Below are 21,420 nucleotides of genomic sequence, written 5' to 3'. Positions count from 1 at the left end.
ACCTGTAAGAAGTTGACCTGTACAACTATTTAAAGGGGGATCAAATTGAATGTATTAATTATATATAGTCATCCAAATCATCAGAGTCTCAACTTCGCTATTCTCGAACAAGTAGAAAAAGGGTTAACAGAAGCTAACCATAAAGTAAACGTCATAGACCTTTATGAAGAAGAATTTCAATCTTCTTTAATTTTTAATAAAGAGAAAAGAAGAAGAGATTTAAATAGGGATCCAGAAACAGAAAAATACCGGGAAATGATTGCTCAGTCCGATCAACTTATCTTCATCTATCCGATTTGGTGGTCGATGCCGCCAGCCATTTTAAAAGGGTTTATTGATCGGGTTTTCGTATCAGGATTTGCCTTTACCTATTTTAAAGGCGTTATTCCTAAGGGGTTATTGAAAGGTAAATCTGCATGGGTGATTTATACTGCTGATACACCGGGGATATTGTTAACACTTATGGAGAGGAGTGCTGAATGGAGATATATGAAAAGAATATTAAAAATATTTGGCTTCTCAAATATAAAAAGATTTCGAATCGCAGGGGTCAGGTTTAAATCAGAAGTAAAGATCAATCAACATTTAGATTTGATTTATCAACAATCAAAAAATATCTAATAATATGGAGGTCATCAAGTTGAACAACCAAACCATTGAAAACGTCATTAAGTCATTAATGAACGCATGGGACGCCAAAAATCCGAAAGCTTTTGCAGAAGTGTTTACCAAGGATGCTATCTTTACAAATGTACTGGGTGACGTGGCTGAGGGAAAAGAAGCGATTGAACAGATGCATATCTTTCCATTCAGCGGTCCACTTAAAGATGCCCATCAAACGTATGTTGTTACCCACATAAAGTGGTTATCCTCCGATTCAGCGATCGCTGACCTGAGATGGGAAGGATTTAATCAAAAAATCCCAGGAACAGACCAGGTCTTGCCACCTAGAAAAGGCTTAATCAATTTGGCCATTACTTTTGAAGACGGAAAATGGAAAATTGCTGCTGGATATAATACAGATTATACGGCAACCTACCAACGAAAAGGTGAGAAAGAAGAAGAGGTATTGACAAATTACCGTCCCGAATAAAGAAGCTCGCTACTACAAACACCTACTTTCTCATTAAATTAATCGAGAAATTGGGTGTTTATCTATTCTCCTCTCTCCAGAGAATCGACCACTTAGCGTAATTCATTTTCTCATCCTGGCTCCTTTCATTATAAAAGCTGCCCCATTACAGGACAGCTTCAACGATTAAGCAGCATTCTTCTTTTCTTCTGTCTTATTAATCACACTGGATCCTACAAGATCTCCCGTAACATTTAGCATGGTTGCGCCCATCCCAACGAGTACATCAATGGCAGCAAGCAGTGCGACAGCTTCCATTGGTAAACCGAGCTGGGCAAATACGGTCGCGATCATGACGATGCCGGCGCCCGGTACACCTGCTGTTCCGATGGATGCAAGCGTTCCTACGAGAACCACCATCAGCATTTCAGAAAAACCAAGCGGCTCTCCAACTACATTGGCTGCAAATACGGCTGATACAGCAATCCGGACCGCTGCACCATCCATATTGATCGTGGCGCCAAGCGGAAGGCTGAAGCCATATAGACTTTTGGATAGGCCAAGATTTTTTGCTGCATTTAGCGTGATCGGCAGTGTGCCTGAACTGCTTTGCGTCACAAAAGCTGTCAGCATGGGTGTTCTGGCCTGTTTAAAAAATGCAGCAGGACTGATTTTGAACAGGATCAGCACAAGTGTATACAGGACAATTTGAACCGCAATACCCACATACAAAATCATGACGACATTCCATAATTCAAGCAAAATTCCGCTGCCCTGCGTACCTACAGTGTTGGCAACAATGGCGAATACACCAATTGGTACATATTGAAGGACACCTTTTACAATGAAGAGAGTTGCTTCATTCAAACCATTTGCAACGCCATATACCTGCTCTCCAATTGCATGTGTCTCATCGTTTGAACGCAGATACGAAATAGCAATTCCAAAAATAATGGCCGTGAAAATGATCCCTAGCAAATTAAACTCAGAGAAGGCAGTAACGATATTTGAAGGAACAATGCTGAGCAGCACACTTACCACACCGGGATTCTCAGGCGCTTCAAATGTTTCGCTCGTATCAAGCGTCATTCCTGTACCAGGTGAAAAAAGTGAAGCGACAGTCAAACCGACCATTATGGCAAGTGCTGACGTAGCAGCATAATAAAGAAATACTTTCCCGCCCATACGACCGATGGAATTCAGCTTTGTCTGATTCACACCCACAATCAGTGTAAATAAAATAAGCGGCAGAATTAAGAAATTCAATAGATTCATCAGCAGATCGCCAAGTGGTGTCAGGACAGATGCCTGTTCACCGAATATAAAACCGACGGCCACACCGAGCGCAAGGGCAATTGTGATTTTTAAAATGAGTGATGTGTTCAGATAGCCCTTCCAGATCTTCTTCAATGCAATCCCTCCCAAAGTGTATTATTTACGTTTACTTTTTTAAAATCAGATTAATTAGGTCGGGATTAAAGGTAATACAAATAGTGGGCTGTTGTCAAAGGAGTTGCTCATATATGGAAAAAGAATAGTTTTTACTCTTTCTTCCCTTATAGATGAAACTTCATACCATTATCATAGAGATTAGGGTAAGACATGGCTAAGATAAAAAGCGATCAGCGGATTGACGCTAGAAGCCCATGAAGATGAATCGCAAATATAAAGTGAAACAAAAAATGGCGAAGCTGGTTTCACCGATATTTTCAGCTGTTTATAAGATACTTGCGAAAATAAGTTCTATGAAATCATGATGTTTATCATTGGAAATTTGTAAGTTTGATGTAGTCTATACAAGGTTTTTTTTGCATTGTTTTCTTCGTATTCTAAGACAGGAGTTTATCTGTGTATCAAAGCCAGCTCATGATGCTTGTTGTAATTGAAAGTACGTGATTTCCGGAGGAGTGGAAAAGCGAATTGTTACATCGCTGAAGCCGATTCCTGGATTTACGTATAGATTATTTCCTTCCTCCCCAAATCCAGCTTCTGTCCATCCATCAGCTTGAACTTTTTCTCTTTTAAACAGTGACATATAAGACCAGTGCGGTGTGAATGGTATGCCAATCTGCCCTCCATGAGTGTGACCAGCAGCAGCAACTGGTGCTAAGTCACTAGGAATAGATTTGAATGCCTGGGGATTGTGCATCAGCATGAAGCGTGCTGCATTATGAGGAATAGTTGAAAGGGTCTCTTCCACATTTGCTAATCCTGCCCAAGATGATCCTACACCGCCAATGTAGAGAGAATTATCGTCTGGTTCACCTACTGCGGTACCATCTTGAGTTACATTAAGCACAAGACGTTCATTTTCAAGTACGTGAATTCCGAGTTCCTCAAATTCTTGAGTCATTTTTTCAACATAAGCCATATCCGGTTTGTGATCCTTCTTATCCATAGAATAATCATGATTTCCCATCACTGTTATCACCGGGATATTTGTTTCTGTGAGTGGCTTTAACAGCTCGAGAACCTGATTCATCTCTTTTTCACTCCCTTTTTTCACGTGGTATACGTGATCACCTGTTAAAAGTACTGCAGCAGGCTCTTTTTCTATTAAACGGTCAATCACTCTTTCTATTGTCCACGTATTATCCATCCACATACCGACCTGGAAATCTCCAATCACGGCGATTTCCTGTCCTTCCCACTCCTTAGGGAGGTTGGTGATAGCAGCAGCCTCTTCTTCCGTATGAATAAAATAGGGTTCTACTAATCCCCATACAATCACAAAGAGAATCAATGCCCCTAAACCAATGCCAATTCTTTTAAACACTTTCAATTCAACTGCTCCTTTTTCATCCCATTTTATTGCTTATTTTATATACCCAACTAATGAGTAAATATACTTACAAAAAAAGGAAGGCAAAACCACCTACCTTCTCGCTGCATGTTTAATTATCCAATTCACATCTGTTATACGTTTTGCTAGAATAAATAAGCTGCGGCAAGGGAGCTTTTTTGGATTACGGGAATTATTTGATTAAGAACCCAAACGATTCTGCCACCGATACCGACACAATCCTCGCTGTTGTATCGAAGCAATAAAGCTGTTTATGGACATTACAATGTTGAACACTTTTCCATTGTGAGAAATACTGAAGAAGAGATCTTTTATCCAACGCACAATTCATATAGATAGGAATTAATGAAAATGAGCCTGGGACAAAAATTGTCTCAGGCTTTTTGACCGGTTCACTGCGCTTCAGGTGGACGCTTTCCGCAGGGACGGCGCTGAGCCTTTTCAGGACCTTGCCCTGTAAAGTCTCAGCTTGCCGTCATCTCCTGCTGGAGTCGCCACCTTCCGCTTCACTCACCTCATACTATAGATATAAACTGTCTTAACTTCTGTAATTTATTTCACCACCATCTTTGGGACTATGACATAGTGCTAAAAGCTTTTTTTATTTTGCTTAATTTAAATGAGTAAAACTCAAATAAACAGCATTCAAAAGCAGGATAAATCCAGTCACTAAACAAACTTTCGATGCACCGGAAGCAGATAAATCTTTCTTATCACTATGTAAAAAATAGATGACCGAGACTGCGATTACAATGATTATCGGCATTATAATGTAGGAGATTGTTTGGTACAGCCAGGTGTACATGACGAAGTGAATCGCTCCTGCAGTGCTAAAAACATATGGGATCAGAGAATAGTGATGCCTGTGAAACATCACAATTAAGAGTGGCAGGTTTAATAACTGACTCATCGCAATAATGATTACCAGGCTGTCTAGTTCACCTGTATCCGGTCTGTTCGCAAAAGCACCTATCATAAACATGATGAATAGTGCAACCGGTAAAGCCACCATCCCTTGAAATAATGTGGCAATCGCAGCAACAGAAGCACGTGATTTCGTCCATGCTACTCCGCATATTAACCATGTCATTCCATAAGCAAAGAGAAAGGGTGCCCCTGATACGTTTGTTCTCGCCAACTCCTTTAATAAATCCTCCATACACTTCTCCTCCATAATAAATTTGGCATGAGGATGACTAATATGAGATTCTTTTTATTAAACGACTTATTCCAAAGACTATAAAGATTATTGAAATTGGCATGGTAATAAAATCACTTATTGGAGTTAGTAAACCCGCGAAAAATATGATGATACCTAAAATGATCAAACTGATATTCATAAATATATCCCCTTTTTTATACAGCGCAAACACCTGAAAGCAATGTTGGTGGTATAGAAACTCTGTTCAACGGAACTGCCTGATTGCCTTATCATGAAATCTACCTTATAGTTTAACATTAATTTCCTTTTGGTTACCAAATAAAAAAAGCATCCCTTATCGAAGGAATGCACTTTTTAGATCAAAAACGACTATGTATTCTGTTCGTTGACCTTTTTGTTTTTAATGAATATTCCCCACCCTGCAACCATTCCTCCTAAAGCACCTAGTACGCTGTAGCGAATGATAGACATCATATATTCGAAAACAGGTACATATTCTGTCGTATAACCACCGTCAAAACGTTTTGATCATCCCTCATTTAATCTATTTATACTGATTTATAGCCATCCATATCTCGCGACTAGGTACTAGTAGAATTCAGTAAACCAGGCGATATACCTTGCTCCCCAAATAAACAAAACTTGAGCCAGTAACGTCCCTAGCAAGCGTGATATTACCATCATTAGAGAAATACTTTTCAGCTTCTCGTAGCTTCCTCTTTGATTCACAACATCATCTGCCAGGACAGATATTTTTGGATCAATTAACATAACCAACAGGATTGTTGCTATACCATTTATTAAACCGGAAGCCATAATTGCCGTACCTGCTCTGTCAGGTACTAGTAAAGCGGCATATAGTGCAGCTAATACACCTATAGTATAGATTGCTGTAATAACCATATTTGCAACAAATAGACTGATTGGAATATCCTTGACCCTGGTATTCTGCAGGTAAGAAAACTTCGGCAGACTAAAATGAGTGATTCCACGCTTTATGTACTGTATGGATAAGATTCTTTTCATCAAAGAAGGAACTGACCCTTTTTCTCCTGATAAATGAATGATTGCCCTTGAAAACAATGCTATGAAAGTTGGCAGCAGAATAATTCCAAATACCGTCCCAACAGTAGATGCACCAATAAGAATACGAAATTGTGTTTCTACAAACTCCAGCGTATTTTCCTTAGGAGCCGTATCAATTAGATTGCCAGTGAATGGCTGCTGCATCATGTTTGCTAACCTTGAGACGATCACCATAATGTTAAAAAGAGATAACGCTGACGCTATCATTTTAACTCTTGCACCTGATAACCTCACAGCATAAGCTAATGTCTCTACCGAATGGATGATAAAAATAAACAAAGCTATAAAAATGACTTTTTCACTTATGAGTTCCATTCAGTACCCTGTTAGAGCGATTAGTAGAAGAAAAGACTTTTGAAGTGGGAGATTGACTCATCATATAATCCAACAGCAGACTTGCAAATCCCTTACGTCTGTAAGATGATGAAATGACCACGAGTGATACAAAAGCACAATGAAAGAAATTTGTTTCGTAGATTAAAAAGCCTGCTATCTCCTTGTCACATTTTGCGACTATACAATTTCCAAGTTCAACAGCCTTCTTAAAGTAGCTTAACCGGCTTGTATTGCCAATAAGCTCTTTATCTATGCGAGCGATCATGTCTAGATCCTCAATATTAGCAATATGAACGGTCTTCATTAGTTTTTCTCCTTATTAATTATTCGGTTTGAAACTAGACCTGATCTTATGATTTTCCACGGAATCACACTTAAACTTCCTTATATCTTGGCAGCCATATACAAGTTCATTTAACCTTTTTCCTGAAACCTCTATCTCAATAATATCAATCTGTTTGGCACCAAGGGACTCGTAAAATAAACGGGAATTGTTTTCTTCTAATACTAAAACAACCATTGAAAATATTTCGTTTTGTATTAAATCTTCAATGATAGGATTTATTAATAACTTGCCTAATCCTTTCTTTTGATAATCCTCTAAAATATAGATTGCATATAATTCACCATTGTAAGCAGGGTACTTGCTTGTTCTTTCTTTTCCACCATTAGAGAAACCAATTATTTCACCCTCATCCGTTTCAGCTACAAATACTGTTTGATCTGCTATTATAGACTTCCATGTTTCTTCTCTGCTCTCATATGTCATTTTGTTTAGGTACTCATCTGGCACAATGTTCTTATAAGTAGTTTTCCAACAGTCAACTTGTACTTTTGCAACGCCTCTCGCATCTTTTATGCATGCTCTCCTTATATTCATATGCCGCTTGCTTTCTTTGCTCTCTTATCTTTTCGCTCTAAAATTATGGGTATGATATTCAGAAGGATCGAAGCAATGGTCAAAAGCCATAATGCCTTCTCCATGCTCGGCACTACATCCATTAAAGCTGCCCAATCTTCCGCATCTACCCAATTCGATACCAGACTGTATTCTGCGCATAGTGTGAGGGCTGTAAACGACAAGCCGAGCGCCATCGCAAGCTTATAATCTTTTCCTTTTGAGAACAAATAAATATTTATTAATGTTGCTATGATTGCAATAATTCCAAATACTATCCACATATCAAGACCTCCATTGTCTGTTTCTTCAACAACTACTTCCAAATTTCATCTAATTTATTCGAGTAAAAATCAATTGCGTTTTTGTAGCCAAGTATTTCATCGTCTCTGGTTGTATCTGTTAAGCAATTTAATAGCAACTCCATCGCACTGCTATGTTCGTTCAAATTATATAAGGTCATCGCGTAAAATGTTTGAATGGCCTTATTGTCTGGGAATAATTCAATTCCTTTTAGAAACGTATTTTTTGACTTTTCATATTCACCTAATGATCGATATGTACTTCCTAATCCTAATAGAGCACCGTTAAGTTCCTTTGAAGACAACCCTAGATTAATAGCATTTTCGTAAAAGGGCACTGCTTTCGATTCTTCTCCTAACAAATCAAAACTCCAGGCACATTGATAGTTAATCGACGCTGCATCTGGGAAATCCTGAACCAGTTTGATCAGCAGTTTATTTGATTCTTTAAAATTTCTATTTTTTCTTAAATCAATCGCTCGGTTTAACTCTTTTTCCACACATTTCTCCCCCTCTAAATCTGACCTTTAATAAAAGGAATAAGTTTACGGATTGGAATCTTAAGTTTCTTTAAGAATAAAAAATTCTCTAATTAAAGCACCTACACATACAGAACTTCCAATAACCACAACTAATGATAAGACTTTTACAAAGTTGAATGAGGAAAAAATAATTTGGAAACTTCCCGATATAATTGAGATTCCGAATAAAACAAATCCTAAGATAAGTTGCTTTTTCACCTTCTTCTTTTGCATCTTTTATTTCCCCCTATAAACCAACCAGTTTCTTTATTTTAACATTAATTTCCTCTTAATTGGCAAATAAAAAAAGCATTCCTTGGTTAAAGGAATGCACTGCTTTATTCAGTAGGAAGGAGTTAACTTTTAATCGATTTAATAATCATAGTAGTCGGGAATCTCCTTGCCTTGTATAGAGAATAATATTGATCAGAAATCTCTTCGTTTGCCTCGTCGAAGTTAGCTGACACATCACTTTCGATGACGGACTCAATGATAAATCCAGCTCTTATTAACTCATTTATATACGTGGCCATCTTTCTTGTTGGAATGACCACTGGAGCCTCCTCGCCCTTAAAGTGCGGATACTTGATTACCCCTTCATTCTGATACGCACCTTCTAGATAAATTTGGCCTTTCTCACTTTTCAAATGAGCATATAGAGGATGATCCCAACTGAATATAAAGGAACCGCCTGGCTTCAAATAGGAATGGATCAGTTCAAACGCAGCTGAAAGATTTGTTGTCCAGCCAATAGCATAAATTGAGAAAACCACATCGAAATATTGCTTGGGTATGCCAGTGTCCTCTTCCATTGGAGAGCAGAATAATTGGGCTTCTAACCCCTCAAGCGTTTCTTTTGATGTTTTTATTTGAGCCTCAGATAAGTCAATTCCCCACAGTTCGCTGGCACCCTGATCCGCCATGTATTTCAACGAATGACCGCTTCCGCAGCCGATATCAAGAACTTTTTTATTTTCAATTTCATCAAATAGTCGCAGCTCATCTTCTGTTTGTGCAAAAGGACCATAGCTGGGTAATGCATCCTTCCCATTAAAATGATGAGCTACCTTATCCCAGCTCTTTTTGTTTTGTTTAAGAATATCAGTGTACAATTTCATTCCCCCATTTTTTATATTTATCTAATGTTCTATATGTACCTCATAAACTCACTAATATAAAAATATTCCGAACTTTCTTAATGGATTTAACGGAGAAAGTGGTATACTTTCTTTAGTATAACAAGGGGGTACCAGTCCAATGGTAAAAGAATAATTGAGAAAATCTTAAATTATTTTAATAACTTTAGAATAAACATGTAGATTTTCTCCTTCATAAAAATGAATTGATAGAAAAGAGGAAAATTACATGTTAACTAAATTAAGTGATACCATCTATTATTTATCTAATCAAGATGATAGAGAACGGCCAACATTAGGACTGGTATGTGGTGACACGTATAGTCTAATTATAGATCCTGGTAATTCGCCTCAGCATGCTAAGGAGTTTTTACTGGAAATTGAAAAGCTGCATGTACCGCCAGTTAAATATGTGGTGATTACCCATGCACATTGGGATCATTTTTTAGGAATGAATGAATTTGACGGAACTGTAATTGTTAATAGTCAAACAAATAAACTATTAAAAGAATGGCAAAGTTTATCCTTTGACGATCGTTCACTACAGAAGTATGGCATTACTAATCAGTTGAATGCTAAGTGTATAGAGATTATACAAACTGAGATGCCAAACAGGGACAGTTTTACATTGAAATCTCCAGATGTCATCTTTGAAAATACATTAACTGTTGATTTAGGTAATCAAGTTTGCATTCTCGAAAAGATTAACAGTACTCATACAGATGACTCGACAATTGTTTTTGTTCCTGATGAAAACGTTATTTTTTTGGGTGATTCTGCTTATGGTACTACATCAAATGATTTATTTCATTATAAGCAATCTTTGTTATTGCCTATGATGAACGACATCCAAAAATACAAGGCAGAAATGTTCCTGCTTGGTCATGAATCGATCTGTGATTCAAACGAAATGAACATTTATTGGGAAGAGCTAACAGCAGCAAGTCAAGCAGTAAAGTCTCCCTCATTAGAAGAGGCGATGGAGTCCTTTAAAGCAGCAAATAAAAGAGAGCCAAATGATAATGAAGTATTTTTTATTAAAGCGTTTGTGAATGATCATTTACTACGTTCACAATAACCTTTATATTTATCTAAAATAATCTATAGTCATCTCATTCGATACTTGAGTGAGATGGCTTTTGTTTATAAGCGCTTCTCAATCACATGCTCTGCTTCATTGCTCTAATGCTTCTCTAATTCTCCTACTTAAAAATGCTTCTGTTACTTGAATAGAAGAAACCTTATTTCCCCTGACTAAAACCATTAAACAAGGGCCCGCCTAAAGGTGCGTAAAACTCATTCACAAAATCTATAATAGGTTGTTTTTCTTTCTCTATATAATAATAGTCAAGAGCTTCAAAATATCTTTTATATATTTCTTTATCGAAATGTCTCAAAGCCCTCGTTAGTCCTTTGCCCCTTCCAGTCCACTGTCCATTAATACGAAGGATAAAATCTGCGAATTGTAATGAAATCGTATTTAACGTCATTAGAGCTTCCTGATGATTTTGGGTATCAGTAAAATCATCTAGAAGATCAAATATAAAGTATCTGGAAGCCATAATATAACTCTCTGATAATGGGTTCGGGCCTGCTTTTATAAATTCTTTTGCATTATTCTTTATTTCATTAGATTTACCATTATCTCTTATAGCTTTTCCTTCAGCTAACATATTAGCTAAAATAGGTCTTCCAGTATCCTTATCCTTATTAAATTGGTTTAAATAACTTGTGGCATTGTGAAAAAATGTTTCAATTTTCCACTCATATAAAACAAAACTTTCTCGATAACTACTGATTATGGAGTTATCAATAATAACAATGTCCAAATCAGAAGAAGCTGTTTCTTCGCCTCTAGAGGCACTTCCTGCCAAAAACACAATTTCACTTTCGGGAAATTTTTCTTCAGTAAATTTTTTAGCAGCTTCAATTCCAGATAACCTCAACAAGATTCCTCCTGAAAAGTGATAATTTTTTGTTAGTTAACACTATTTATTTGATAAACTTGTCTTTTTTAACTAATTCTTTGTTCCATTACATTCTACTGAATCTTTCAGAAGAGACCTACTTATTAAGTCTTTTGTTAGCTTCAATCGTAATGAACTCCGGTAAATAGTTGGGAGTACATCCTTTTGTTACATTTTCATCTTTGTATAGACCCGTTTTTTCACCAATCTTAATACAACGTGCACGATTCTTTTCATCATAAACGCCTATCCAGCCTGCGGTAAAATTCATAGCCCATTGAACTTCCGGTTCTTCCTGTGTAATAGTCGCTTCTATTGCAGCTAGCAGATCTTCGGTATTGTCAGGCGGTGTTTGTCCAGTCCATCTCAATCGCGCTTGATAATACCAGAAAGCCCTTCTTTGGAGAGCAGATATACTATTTTCCCATGACTCCATTAACGCAATGTTTTTCTTGTGTTTGGTAAGCTGATTAGCCATTAACCAATCCATTAAGTAATTTCGCTCATCAAAAGGATGAGTCTGCATATCCTTATCAAGCTTATCTAGCACATCTTGTGAGAGAAGTGTTTTGTCCATAATTAAGATGGCTAACAGCCTGGGCAAATACTCTTCGGTTGACCAAAGTTCCATCGCTAGTTCGTGATCTTTTTTAAGGTCTTTCGCGATCTTTCGTAAGTCGCCCAGCTTCGTTTTACTATTGATTTGAAGGAGAATATTTTCTGTTTTTGAAGAGCGTTTTATTTCTGCACCTTTGTTTTCATTCATTCTTATACAACTCCTTTGCTAAACTGCTTCGTCATATATCCTTGACCAGATAATCTAAAACCTATTTTCGTTATAAGTCTTATTGCAGTGGTGCGCCTCCAAAGTTTATCTTCTTTACTATAATAGTCCACTCTTCATTTATATTCATTTTCTGCTTCTTTCTAATATTTAGTTTAATACGGTATATGGAAATGGTTAGATTCGTCATGGTTACACATCTTAAATTCACAAATCTTTCTTTTTTACTACATGCCTCTATATAAGTAATCTGCGTTTTCGATTGGTTTTACTTTTTGTAGATAGTAATCTTCAGCTAACCAATATCTGCTTTTATATTTTTCAATCCTCGCTTGATTATCACCCAGATAACGATCTCGTGCTAAAACTCTTTTGGATCTCAATTCAAGGCTACAATCAAGGAATATCATATAATCAAAATAATTTTGCCACTCTTTTCTTTGTATAAATACGCCTTCGATAATCATGATTGCATCAGGAGGCACATCCATTAATTGATCCTGTATAGTGTTGCTTGACTTATCATAATAAGGCAAAGTTAGTTGCCTGATGCTGTTAGATAACTTATCGAATAGCTCTGCTTGAATCATTTCCACATCCCATTGCAGATGATAATATTCGTACCATTCTTCAAAGCCTGTTTCGTAGCGATTCTCTCTTTGAACAATGTAATTATCAATATGCACAAGAAAAGTTTCACAACCAGCTGATTTGAATTCATTTTGAAGCTGCATCGCAAGTGTAGTCTTACCTGAGCCACCTAATCCATCTATTCCAATGATGTATGGCCGCTCTTCGGGATACTTATCTTTATATTTAGATATTAGTGTATTAGTTAACTTAACTGGATCCATATACACTCCCCTTTACAATTATAAAAAACGAATGCGTTTGCCTTTCTTCAATAGGATCCATTCTAAAACTTGGACATTTTAACGGATCAACATTAATAACAGTGTCTCTTAACTAATTGCTCAGCCGTCGAAAAAATTTCAAAAGAGAGCTAGAGCATCGCATTTTTACTATTGGTATAATTTATGATCGAAATATGTGGTTATAATCTTTAATGAGGTCTTGCTAAATAAACAGCAAAAAGAACGAGAATGATTCCTAGCACGATGAAAAACTTGTATAAAAAGTTACGTTTCCACCGAGCAACACCCATAATGGTTAAGAATATGCCAAGTAGGAATGACGTGATCATTATATAGAATCCCAATTTACTCATTCCTTTCAAGAGTAATGATCCGTTCATGACGATTGGCTACATCTAAATCATGAGTCACTGTTATAATAGTAGTATTAAATTCTTTATTCATATCAAAAAGTAGATTGATAATAATTTCTTTATTTTTTGAATCTAAAGACGCCGTTGGTTCATCTGCTAAAATGATTTGGGGATTCATGATGACAGCCCTGGCAAAAACAGCTCTAGATCGCTGGCCGCCAGAACACTCAAGCGGCTTTTTTTTCAAAATGGACTCAATTCCAATCCTAGTAATAATTCGTTTAAAGTGATCCTGGGCAGCTGGGTCTTTTTCAAAGTTCGCATATAGAAGGGGCAATTTGATATTCTCCTCTATGGTCAAAGAATGAATGAGTGCGGACTCCTGAAGAACAAAACCAATTTTTCGATTGCGCCACTCAGCCAGTTTATTTTGTGATAAATCCTTAACAGATGAATCAAAGAGCTTATAGTTCCCTTGATAATGTGTATCAAGCAGCCCCATTATATTAAGCAAAGAAGTTTTTCCCACTCCAGACTCCCCTATAATAGAAAGTCTTTCCCCAGGTTCAACTTCCAGCTCAAAATCTTGTAAGATAGAAAACCCTTTTTTCTTAAATGTTTTTTTCTCCATTTCCAGTTTAATTATACTCGTCAATTTAAAACCCCCACGGAGATCGGAATCCGTTTAATTTTTTTGATCGTAAGTTCAACAATCGTAAATCCAATCATCAAATCGATAAAAAGTACAATCAGTAAAGCAAGCCAATCCATACTTATTAAGCCAAATATTCCGTAAGTAGCTAACATGTTTTCTTTTCTTAACCAAAAGCCATATCTATTGAATGCGGTTATCGCAAATAAAAGCGCCAGATTAATAGAAATCAACAGTCCAAAATAACCATAAAAAATGGCTCTTAGTTTTGAATAACTTAATCCAACTGCTAAATTGATTGTAAAATCTTTTATCATTAATCGAATACTTTTCAAGGTATTCCAGGTGGCTAGACATATAATGACTATGAGTAAAAGTAAGGTGATCGTACAGATGATTTTGAGTGAATAAACATAATAATCTTCAAAGTATTTAACGTTTTCCTGTTGAGTAAATAAGTTGAATTCCATCCCCAGATTTTCCTGGATCTGTTTTTTAAAATTCCTTGCTTCCTCATCTGTCGAATCAAGAAGCGCAATGTCCATCAAACCATTCACGTGGAGGTCAAGACCCGCACTTTGAACAAATTCTTCATTAACAGGGAGAATCATTGCAAAATTGTAGTAATTCTTTGAGTTGGGAGCATAAAAATTAGAACGATAAGTATTCTTCTCTAAGACTCCTTGAACGTCTAAATTGACTACTTGCTGGGTGACAGGATCTTTAATCTCAATTGTTGACCCTATAGGGTAGGTTCCGGCCAGACCTGCACCTACTAAAACAGGTATTTGATCTTGATTTAAATGATAATTGAAGGTTAAGTGGTTTCCTTGGGATAATCCCAATTGATTGAGTTTATAAGCCTCTTCGTTGATATAGCTGAAAGTAACTTCCATTTCATGTTCATTTTCTAATGAAGTAACAAAACCATGGACTTGCAGAGCATAAGTATACTTTTTGTCTAAATACGCATATAATTTTCTTGTTTTTTCTACATTAATTGTCTCATCTTCAGTTTTACTATCCGGGTCTAGATTAGCAATAAACGTTCCTTCTTGATTCAGCGTTTCTATTTGTTCATTACCTTGAAAAGTTGAAATAATGGAACGAGCAGCAGTAAAAGAAAGATAATTCGCAAGAAAAAGTAATAGGACCATTCCCAAAACAAGGATCCATCTTTTTAAAAATATTCTTGTTATAAAAAATCGTAAAATTCTCATTCTTTTTTCACCTGACCTGCACTCATTACTATGTACAAAATAAAAATAAAAACTAAATAGAGATTGCTGGCTGCATTCAGTTCTAAATAGAGATTTAATAAAAGTGATAGTAAAAAGCTAAACCCTACTATAGCTAGACTATTCAAGACATATCGGATGATAATATTTGCCATTGTATCTCCTACAAGTATTCGGCAGGATATTTCTGTTTTCTTTCGGTTTAAAAATTGATAGTGAAAGACGATGATCAAAAATGTAAGAAGAATATTTATCATAAGTTGATAATCAATAATACTTTTAATAAAAGTTTCTAAAACAAAGGGAACTTCTAAGGTCAATGTTTGTACATAAATAAATAATAAGTTTGAAGCAAAACAGATTAAGTAGATAGCAGACGCCTCAAAAACGTCGATAAATCTATATAAAGAATATTTCATAAAGTACTCCTTTAAGATTGTATCTAAAAATTTACAGTTTAACCCAAATACCAACTATGCAGCTGTAAAAATAACAAGTCGTACACACTTTGAGATTCGCTACTATAAAAACTAATACGAATGAATGGTTATCCTTTCCTTTTTTATAATTAGATAATATCACCAATTTTATTGAAAAACAATAAATAATTATTAATTAAGAATGTATTTATATTGATAAGGAGTTTAATCCGAGGATCTTAAATAAGGATAATTCTTTTATAACTGTGGTTTTTAAATATGATTGGAGAGTCATAAAAATTGAAGCATTAGGAAGTTAAAAATGCGGAGTTGAAAAAATAAATTTGGATGCTGGTAAAAAAGTTATCCCTTATAAATTTTATTTGTGAGTGCTGCAAAGGAAGAAGAACAACACGGTAGAGGTATAGGCAAACGGCTCACACAAAGTTCTTTTCAATAATTGTTTGACATTAAAACGTCTATTCTTGTTTCACAGTAAATACTCTTTCCTTAACTGATTTAACCCTTTCCCATATTCTTTCAACATGAACCAATTGCTGTTCGTTGAATTCCATTCTATAAATATCGGGTTTGGACGTACTAAGTAAAAAATTCAAGTCATAAGTGCGATCGAAATACCTCATCATTAAGGTCATAACAACACCGTGAGTTCCTATCACTATTTCCTTATCTCTATACGTGTCTAACAGTTCTTTAAAAACGCTTATTGCTCTTTTTTGACAATCAGCATTTGATTCTCCTCCTTCAAAAAAGTAATTCATGTCTATAAACGACTCTTCCAATATTGGAAGTAGTTCCGAATCAGGTAATCTTCTTTCTTTCGAAGAGAAGTTCCTCTCTCTTAAATCCTCGAAGACTAAAACCTTGTGCCCAATCTGTTCTGCTATCTCTTTGACAGTTAGAATTGAACGTATGTATGGACTTGAAACAACTACATCAATTCTTTTATCTTTCTTCAAAATCTCAGTTACTTGTAGAGCATCCATAGAACCTTTTTCTGTCAGCCCTCTTGTTCTTTCATTCCCCTCTTTCGGCGATTCACCATGTCTCACCATATAAACCACTGTACTCAATCTATCTCCCCACCTATCGCTACTCATATTTTGTGATTCAGTTCTACTAATACTTAATTCAGTTTCCTACGAGTGTCTAATCATATAGATGGTACTCAGTGTAAATCCCTCCTTTACCTATATTCACTTGCCTACTCCCCTGCCTTGTTGGTTGAGCATCAATTACATTAATTATTAATATATGAACCACTCGTGTCGCGAGGATCGCATTGTACTTCGTTTAGTAAACCATCGTTAATGTTGAAAGCATAAAAACCAGACTTAAAGTAAATTTAATGTGAGCACTATATTTAGGGGTGCCTTGTTGTTTCTCAAAAGAATGAACATAGCTTATAAGTAAATTCATACCGATAAATAGTAATGCAAATCCTATCTTGTCATTTTGAAGCAGCAAAGCTCTCAAAGCCATATATCCTATTAGAAAATAACCAATGTGTCCCATTATCATTTGAATATGCTGCTTCATATCTTCCCCCTTTGTCGTTATGACAGAAACTAGTTATTCATTAAATAATGCAGTACAGAAATCCTTCATTTTGAGGAACTTGGTTATTGCGTTAAAGCACCTTTTTAGACTGATTTTCAAGACATAGAGACATTATGAAGTTAGACTAAATCCCAGTTGCACTCCAAGCGGAATTGAAGACCAAGTGATCAGAATAGATATAAACAAAAATTTCCCTGGATTTTTACTTTTATAAATAAACAATCCTAGTAGAAACCCTAAAGCCCAAATAGGTAAAATCACAAAAAACTCTGGGGCTACCCAAGTCTCATCAGTGTAGTTCTCTGATATCGTACCACCAGCAAAGAAAGTAGATATGAGAATAGCGATTAAACCACTGAACATCGTGTTAAGGACATATGCAACCTTTATTTTTTTCAAATAGTTCCCCACCTCTATATGATTTACTGACAAACTTTTATGAAGTCTCATAACTCCATAACCATTAAACGTATTAATATATATGGTAACTGGGTCTTCAACTAATCTGCTCTTTATTGGAGAAGCAGCTACATTTATGGAACAATCGCATCCGATAGTTAAGGAAGAATCCAATAATCAGACACTCTTTTACACCATTGAATCTCTAACTTTCTTAGGAATCATTACTACTTCAGTTTGTAAATCAACTGGTCTATATGTTTCATCAATACATTCATTCCAATATGAAAGATGTTTTTTATCAATCCAATGTTCTGACTCATTTACCTAATTTCCGCCTGTCCCTTGAACAGAGTACCAATACAAATACTCTTCTCCATTTAAAAATTCTCGGAAAATGGTTTCTACGTACATTTTCTCGCCTTCAAGAGTCACTAATACATCCTCCATATTTTCATTTAAGAAGTTTAACCATTCATTTACTATCTCTGTTTTCCCTTGTCTTACTCGAAATCTTGTGCACTCTATATTCATATTAACCCTTCTCTCTTTCTTTACTCATAAGTAATAATCATCTCACCAAATTATTACTGCATAAATCACTATTTAACTACCCTTCTGAATTAACGCATCTGTTACTTTTATAACTCTTCTGTTCTACATTATTGTTTTAAATCATTAGAAATCCAATTTACTGCATCTATTAAATTATCTGCTATATAGTCTGGGGCAACCTTTTCCCAATTAGTGCGGTACTTAGTCAGTGACCCCTCTCCCCATCCTGTTTTCACTAATACATTTTTCGTTCCTGCTTTGTAGCCAGCTAGCATATCTGAACCGCCTGTATCGCCAACAACGTAGCATTCTTCAAGTATAAGATTATGTTCTTGCTTAGCCCTTAACAATAATCCAATGTTAGGTTTCTGGCATTCGCAACCATCATCCGGTTTATGAGGACAATAGTATATACCATCTAAAAATGCAGATTGAATTGATAATTCATCTTCCATTCTTTTAAATCCTTCTAATAACTCATCTTCTGTAAAAAACCCTCTGCCTACTCTCGTTTGGTTTGTAAATAGGAATACTTTTACTCCTAGTTCATTGAGCGATTTTATAGCTTTAGGTGCAAAATCATACACTGAAAAATCAAATGGATGTATTCCTCCCCCAGTACCTCCAATCGTTCCGTCTCGGTCTAGAAAGACAGCTTTCATATGTATCACCTTCCTTTCAATGCCGGTTAATAACCAAACCTTCTCCTTTAGTTTAACATTAATTTCCTTTTTAATGACAAAGAAAAGAGCATCCCTTATTAAAGGAATGCTACCAGTTAGTTTAAGAAGAACAAGGACGCTTAGTAAACAATCGCCCGATTCAGGTATAAATATTATATACTTGCTAAGATAGAGTTAACAAAATAGGATTTTTCTTCTGGATATTTGTATTTATTATTGGTCAAGAAGTTGGTATTTTACATTTATCCCCTTAAGCTCCTATTCTTCCACTAAGGATTCTGTTGATTTCCCATCTATATTTTTAATCGCCAATATCGAATTATCCTGAATAATTCCTGTATCTACGAAACCAAATGAAGCGTATAGTGTTTTAGCTATGACATTGCTTGTATGATAAAAGAGGGCTACATATTCTGCTTTCCCATTTGGCATAAATTCAATATCCATCAGCATTTTTTCGAAGGCAAGCTTGCCATATCTTTTTCCTTGATAGCTTTTATCAATCATATTATGCCAAATGAAATAACTCTTCTTGCCATAAAAAACTTCATTTTCAAATGATTCATGATCCATCGTATCGTAAATATACATCAAGAAACCAACCATAGTATCATCAGCATAGATGGCTAGTGGGTTCGCTGGTATACCATCTGCGTTCAACGTATGAGCGTCTGCAAAGCATCTGAGGTTAGTAGTTTCTAATATGAATTCTTTCTGGTTTTCTGCAACTTCAAGAGCTATTACCTCATCTATGTTATCCCTGGTTATCTCTCGTAATTCAATCACTTCTATATCTCCTCTACTAAGAAAAGCCACTTCCTCATATGGGTTATTGAGCTTATGTATAACTTTGTTACTTAATACTTTGAGACAAGTTCCCTTATTTTATTATTGAACTAATGCCCCTTTAGCGAAAGAAGCAGCTACTCTTGTTGAGCAATCGCTCCCTATAGTTTAAGTACATTTCTTCACAATCAGTGGTTTTGGAATAATAACGGCATTACACGTCTTCTCATAAAACTCGATAGGACCAGCCTCCCCGATAATAGCATATTCGTAACCGAATTCCTTCATTTCCTTAAGGCAATAATGAAGAAGGGCGTTCCCGATTCCTTGTATTCTATTTGTAATAGAGGTACCCATAGGACCGAATATTCCTTTTTTATTCCTTACTACATCAAAGCAAGCAAATCCAAGAATTTCTCCGTCTTTCTCCGCAATATAAATCGGTATTTTCCCTTTTGAAATCCCATTTTCAATAGATATTATCCATCCATCACCATATTCTTTATATACGAAGTTTTTCAGTGATACAAAGTCCTTACTTTCTGCCCTTCTCACAATGAATCCCCTATTCTTTATTTCTGGTAGTGAGTAGTCTTTTAAAGGGACTATTAAATCTCTAGGATAAGATGCAATTTCCAAAATTCGTTTTATATCTAATCCCCTTGTAATGGAAGTAGTCAGAGGATCATTCAACTCAAATAGTGCATTTATTATTAGCCCTTCATTCACATAAACCTGTTTAAAACGTTCCATCCTTTTTTGTGCGGACATTAAAACCTGTTTCGTGGAATTGGATATAACAGTTGTAAATGGTGAATAATTCATTCTCTCTTCTCGAACACCATACCCCTTTTTATTAATTTGGTTATAAAGCGATTCATATAGAGTAGGAAAATTGATGAGCAGCTCTGCACATACCCCTGTTCTTTCCAACAAGGCTCCCATTAACAAATGTATAGGAAGTACAATTTCGGTTGTTTGTCCAGCAACTTTCTCTGCATTATTTATTATTCTTAAGGAACGTTCTGTATATTTCAAAACCCATTCCTCCCTTTTGAAAGTCCCCCCGTAAAGACTTACTATGCAAACTAAACTGTCACATTAGTTTAACATTAATTTCCTTTCCGTTTACATAAAGAAGCGTTTATTATTTAAAGAAACGCACCCGTTAATTTAAGGCAACTTATCACAAACCATTAATAATATAGCTTTAATAGTTCTTGTATTGGTGAATGGTGCGATAGACTTAAATCAACAAAGTATTCTAATTGCCATTTCTGTGTTTTAATAGCCTGTTTGCTCGTGGGTTTTTCCCATCCAGGGTATACTCTAATTGCCATTTTTCCTTTTGCAGTGGCTGTTTTAAGTATATTTTGTTTTAGAAGAACTTGTTTCGGAAAAACGAATTGTCCTAAATGATTTTCTTTAGTAAAGGTATTGATAACCATTAAGTCAGTAGCCTCTTCATATGAAAAGGCTTGGTTTTTTTGATTCCTATCTTTTTCCCAAAAAGCAACAAACTGTCCTATCTTATTAGGTGTTATCTTAGCGACTCTAAATCTGACGGATTTCGAATTCAGTTGAAATATACCCGCCCCATAATCTGAATTTTGAGCTTCTTCTTGGCTAGCTTTTATAATGAAATGATTTGGTTCATAATAATTTTTATTTACATATGTTAACGCCTTATAAAATTCATTCACTACTTTTACCCCTCATTTTTAAACTGCTAGAATAATTCCTCTCTCAACCAACACATCTAATACCCAAAAATTGGTAACCATACCCCGTTTCTTTAATTAAGAACTTCAA

Annotated in this window: 26 protein-coding genes and 2 pseudogenes; 4 read left to right on the top strand and 24 right to left on the bottom strand. The window is 35.7% G+C overall.

Annotation, left to right across the window (positions count from 1 at the left end):
- The first annotated feature begins 45 nt into the window (after positions 1 to 45).
- Together P6709_RS06030 and P6709_RS06025 are read left to right on the top strand one after the other, a co-directional pair.
- The gene (locus P6709_RS06030) at positions 46 to 621 is read left to right on the top strand and encodes an NAD(P)H-dependent oxidoreductase (protein WP_278239997.1); all 576 of its coding nucleotides are present in this window, start codon (positions 46 to 48) and stop codon (positions 619 to 621) included.
- Between the two features lie 19 nt (positions 622 to 640).
- Positions 641 to 1,093 (top strand): SgcJ/EcaC family oxidoreductase, encoded by a 453-nt coding sequence (locus P6709_RS06025; protein WP_278239996.1) that lies wholly within the window; start codon positions 641 to 643, stop codon positions 1,091 to 1,093.
- 165 nt (positions 1,094 to 1,258) lie between these two features.
- On the opposite strand, the gene P6709_RS06020 is transcribed toward P6709_RS06025, so the two are convergent.
- Positions 1,259 to 2,482: a dicarboxylate/amino acid:cation symporter gene (locus P6709_RS06020; RefSeq protein WP_278239995.1), complete on the bottom strand. Its 1,224-nt coding sequence runs from the start codon at positions 2,480 to 2,482 to the stop codon at positions 1,259 to 1,261.
- Positions 2,483 to 2,936: 454 nt separating this feature from the next.
- Positions 2,937 to 3,848 carry a metallophosphoesterase gene (locus tag P6709_RS06015; protein ID WP_278240517.1) on the bottom strand — a complete coding sequence of 304 codons (912 nt, stop codon included), beginning with the start codon at positions 3,846 to 3,848 and terminating at the stop codon, positions 2,937 to 2,939.
- A gap of 267 nt (positions 3,849 to 4,115) precedes the next feature.
- On the opposite strand from P6709_RS06015, the pseudogene P6709_RS06010 reads away from it, so the two are divergent.
- Positions 4,116 to 4,214 (top strand): annotated as a pseudogene (locus P6709_RS06010) (cysteine hydrolase); the annotation flags it as partial.
- Positions 4,215 to 4,485: 271 nt separating this feature from the next.
- On the opposite strand, the gene P6709_RS06005 reads toward P6709_RS06010, so the two are convergent.
- The 8 genes from P6709_RS06005 to P6709_RS05970 all read right to left on the bottom strand — a co-directional run bounded on the left by P6709_RS06005 (position 4,486) and on the right by P6709_RS05970 (position 9,298).
- Complete coding sequence (locus P6709_RS06005) at positions 4,486 to 5,034, bottom strand: DUF7010 family protein (RefSeq protein WP_278239994.1); 549 nt, start codon at positions 5,032 to 5,034, stop codon at positions 4,486 to 4,488.
- 591 nt (positions 5,035 to 5,625) lie between these two features.
- On the bottom strand, positions 5,626 to 6,438 hold the full coding sequence (locus tag P6709_RS06000) for a lipid II flippase Amj family protein (protein WP_278239993.1): 813 nt from the start codon (positions 6,436 to 6,438) through the stop codon (positions 5,626 to 5,628).
- Entirely contained in the window at positions 6,422 to 6,763 is a 342-nt protein-coding gene (locus tag P6709_RS05995; RefSeq protein ID WP_278239992.1) for a GNAT family N-acetyltransferase, read from the bottom strand. Before P6709_RS05995 ends, P6709_RS06000 begins: the two co-directional genes overlap by 17 nt.
- A 15-nt stretch (positions 6,764 to 6,778) precedes the next feature.
- The gene (locus P6709_RS05990; RefSeq protein ID WP_278239991.1) at positions 6,779 to 7,339 is read right to left on the bottom strand and encodes a GNAT family N-acetyltransferase; all 561 of its coding nucleotides are present in this window, start codon (positions 7,337 to 7,339) and stop codon (positions 6,779 to 6,781) included.
- Entirely contained in the window at positions 7,336 to 7,641 is a 306-nt protein-coding gene (locus P6709_RS05985; RefSeq protein ID WP_278239990.1) for a hypothetical protein, read from the bottom strand. The genes P6709_RS05990 and P6709_RS05985 overlap by 4 nt, the downstream gene beginning before the upstream one ends.
- Positions 7,642 to 7,673: 32 nt before the next feature.
- Positions 7,674 to 8,159, bottom strand: coding sequence for a tetratricopeptide repeat protein (locus P6709_RS05980; protein WP_278239989.1), 486 nt, complete (start codon positions 8,157 to 8,159; stop codon positions 7,674 to 7,676).
- A gap of 60 nt (positions 8,160 to 8,219) precedes the next feature.
- The gene (locus tag P6709_RS05975) at positions 8,220 to 8,414 is read right to left on the bottom strand and encodes a hypothetical protein (RefSeq protein ID WP_278239988.1); all 195 of its coding nucleotides are present in this window, start codon (positions 8,412 to 8,414) and stop codon (positions 8,220 to 8,222) included.
- Positions 8,415 to 8,536: 122 nt separating this feature from the next.
- Positions 8,537 to 9,298 carry a class I SAM-dependent methyltransferase gene (locus tag P6709_RS05970; protein WP_278239987.1) on the bottom strand — a complete coding sequence of 254 codons (762 nt, stop codon included), beginning with the start codon at positions 9,296 to 9,298 and terminating at the stop codon, positions 8,537 to 8,539.
- A gap of 247 nt (positions 9,299 to 9,545) precedes the next feature.
- On the opposite strand from P6709_RS05970, the gene P6709_RS05965 reads away from it, so the two are divergent.
- Complete coding sequence (locus P6709_RS05965) at positions 9,546 to 10,394, top strand: MBL fold metallo-hydrolase (RefSeq protein WP_278239986.1); 849 nt, start codon at positions 9,546 to 9,548, stop codon at positions 10,392 to 10,394.
- Positions 10,395 to 10,557: 163 nt separating this feature from the next.
- Here the strand turns inward: P6709_RS05965 and P6709_RS05960 are convergent, their stop codons facing one another.
- From P6709_RS05960 to P6709_RS05895, 14 genes and pseudogenes are all read right to left on the bottom strand, one after another.
- A complete protein-coding gene (locus P6709_RS05960) occupies positions 10,558 to 11,262 on the bottom strand; it encodes a nucleotidyltransferase domain-containing protein (protein ID WP_278239985.1) in 705 nt (234 codons plus the stop codon).
- Between the two features lie 118 nt (positions 11,263 to 11,380).
- The gene (locus P6709_RS05955; protein WP_278239984.1) at positions 11,381 to 12,049 is read right to left on the bottom strand and encodes a DNA alkylation repair protein; all 669 of its coding nucleotides are present in this window, start codon (positions 12,047 to 12,049) and stop codon (positions 11,381 to 11,383) included.
- Between the two features lie 245 nt (positions 12,050 to 12,294).
- Positions 12,295 to 12,921: a kinase gene (locus tag P6709_RS05950; protein WP_278239983.1), complete on the bottom strand. Its 627-nt coding sequence runs from the start codon at positions 12,919 to 12,921 to the stop codon at positions 12,295 to 12,297.
- 366 nt (positions 12,922 to 13,287) lie between these two features.
- Positions 13,288 to 13,950, bottom strand: a complete 663-nt coding sequence (locus P6709_RS05945) for an ABC transporter ATP-binding protein (protein WP_278239982.1) — start codon at positions 13,948 to 13,950, stop codon at positions 13,288 to 13,290.
- Positions 13,947 to 15,167: a peptide ABC transporter permease gene (locus tag P6709_RS05940; RefSeq protein ID WP_278239981.1), complete on the bottom strand. Its 1,221-nt coding sequence runs from the start codon at positions 15,165 to 15,167 to the stop codon at positions 13,947 to 13,949. Before P6709_RS05940 ends, P6709_RS05945 begins: the two co-directional genes overlap by 4 nt.
- Complete coding sequence (locus P6709_RS05935) at positions 15,164 to 15,604, bottom strand: hypothetical protein (protein WP_278239980.1); 441 nt, start codon at positions 15,602 to 15,604, stop codon at positions 15,164 to 15,166. Before P6709_RS05935 ends, P6709_RS05940 begins: the two co-directional genes overlap by 4 nt.
- Positions 15,605 to 16,083: 479 nt before the next feature.
- A complete protein-coding gene (locus tag P6709_RS05930; protein ID WP_278239979.1) occupies positions 16,084 to 16,698 on the bottom strand; it encodes a histidine phosphatase family protein in 615 nt (204 codons plus the stop codon).
- Positions 16,699 to 16,918: 220 nt separating this feature from the next.
- A complete protein-coding gene (locus P6709_RS05925) occupies positions 16,919 to 17,164 on the bottom strand; it encodes a hypothetical protein (protein WP_278239978.1) in 246 nt (81 codons plus the stop codon).
- A 132-nt stretch (positions 17,165 to 17,296) separates the two neighbouring features.
- On the bottom strand, positions 17,297 to 17,584 hold the full coding sequence (locus P6709_RS05920; protein WP_278239977.1) for a hypothetical protein: 288 nt from the start codon (positions 17,582 to 17,584) through the stop codon (positions 17,297 to 17,299).
- Between the two features lie 189 nt (positions 17,585 to 17,773).
- Positions 17,774 to 18,118 (bottom strand): annotated as a pseudogene (locus P6709_RS05915) (DUF6176 family protein).
- Positions 18,119 to 18,246: 128 nt separating this feature from the next.
- A complete protein-coding gene (locus tag P6709_RS05910; RefSeq protein WP_278239976.1) occupies positions 18,247 to 18,801 on the bottom strand; it encodes a D-glycero-alpha-D-manno-heptose-1,7-bisphosphate 7-phosphatase in 555 nt (184 codons plus the stop codon).
- A gap of 279 nt (positions 18,802 to 19,080) precedes the next feature.
- A complete protein-coding gene (locus P6709_RS05905) occupies positions 19,081 to 19,608 on the bottom strand; it encodes a GNAT family N-acetyltransferase (protein WP_278239975.1) in 528 nt (175 codons plus the stop codon).
- Positions 19,609 to 19,776: 168 nt separating this feature from the next.
- Positions 19,777 to 20,646, bottom strand: a complete 870-nt coding sequence (locus P6709_RS05900; RefSeq protein ID WP_278239974.1) for a GNAT family N-acetyltransferase — start codon at positions 20,644 to 20,646, stop codon at positions 19,777 to 19,779.
- 158 nt (positions 20,647 to 20,804) lie between these two features.
- The gene (locus tag P6709_RS05895) at positions 20,805 to 21,311 is read right to left on the bottom strand and encodes a MepB family protein (RefSeq protein ID WP_278239973.1); all 507 of its coding nucleotides are present in this window, start codon (positions 21,309 to 21,311) and stop codon (positions 20,805 to 20,807) included.
- Positions 21,312 to 21,420: the final 109 nt, after the last annotated feature.

The organism is Jeotgalibacillus sp. ET6 (genome assembly GCF_029667115.1).
GTDB lineage: Bacteria > Bacillota > Bacilli > Bacillales > Jeotgalibacillaceae > Jeotgalibacillus.
Note: the sequence above shows the minus strand (reverse complement) of the source record. Positions and strands in the feature narration are given on the sequence as shown.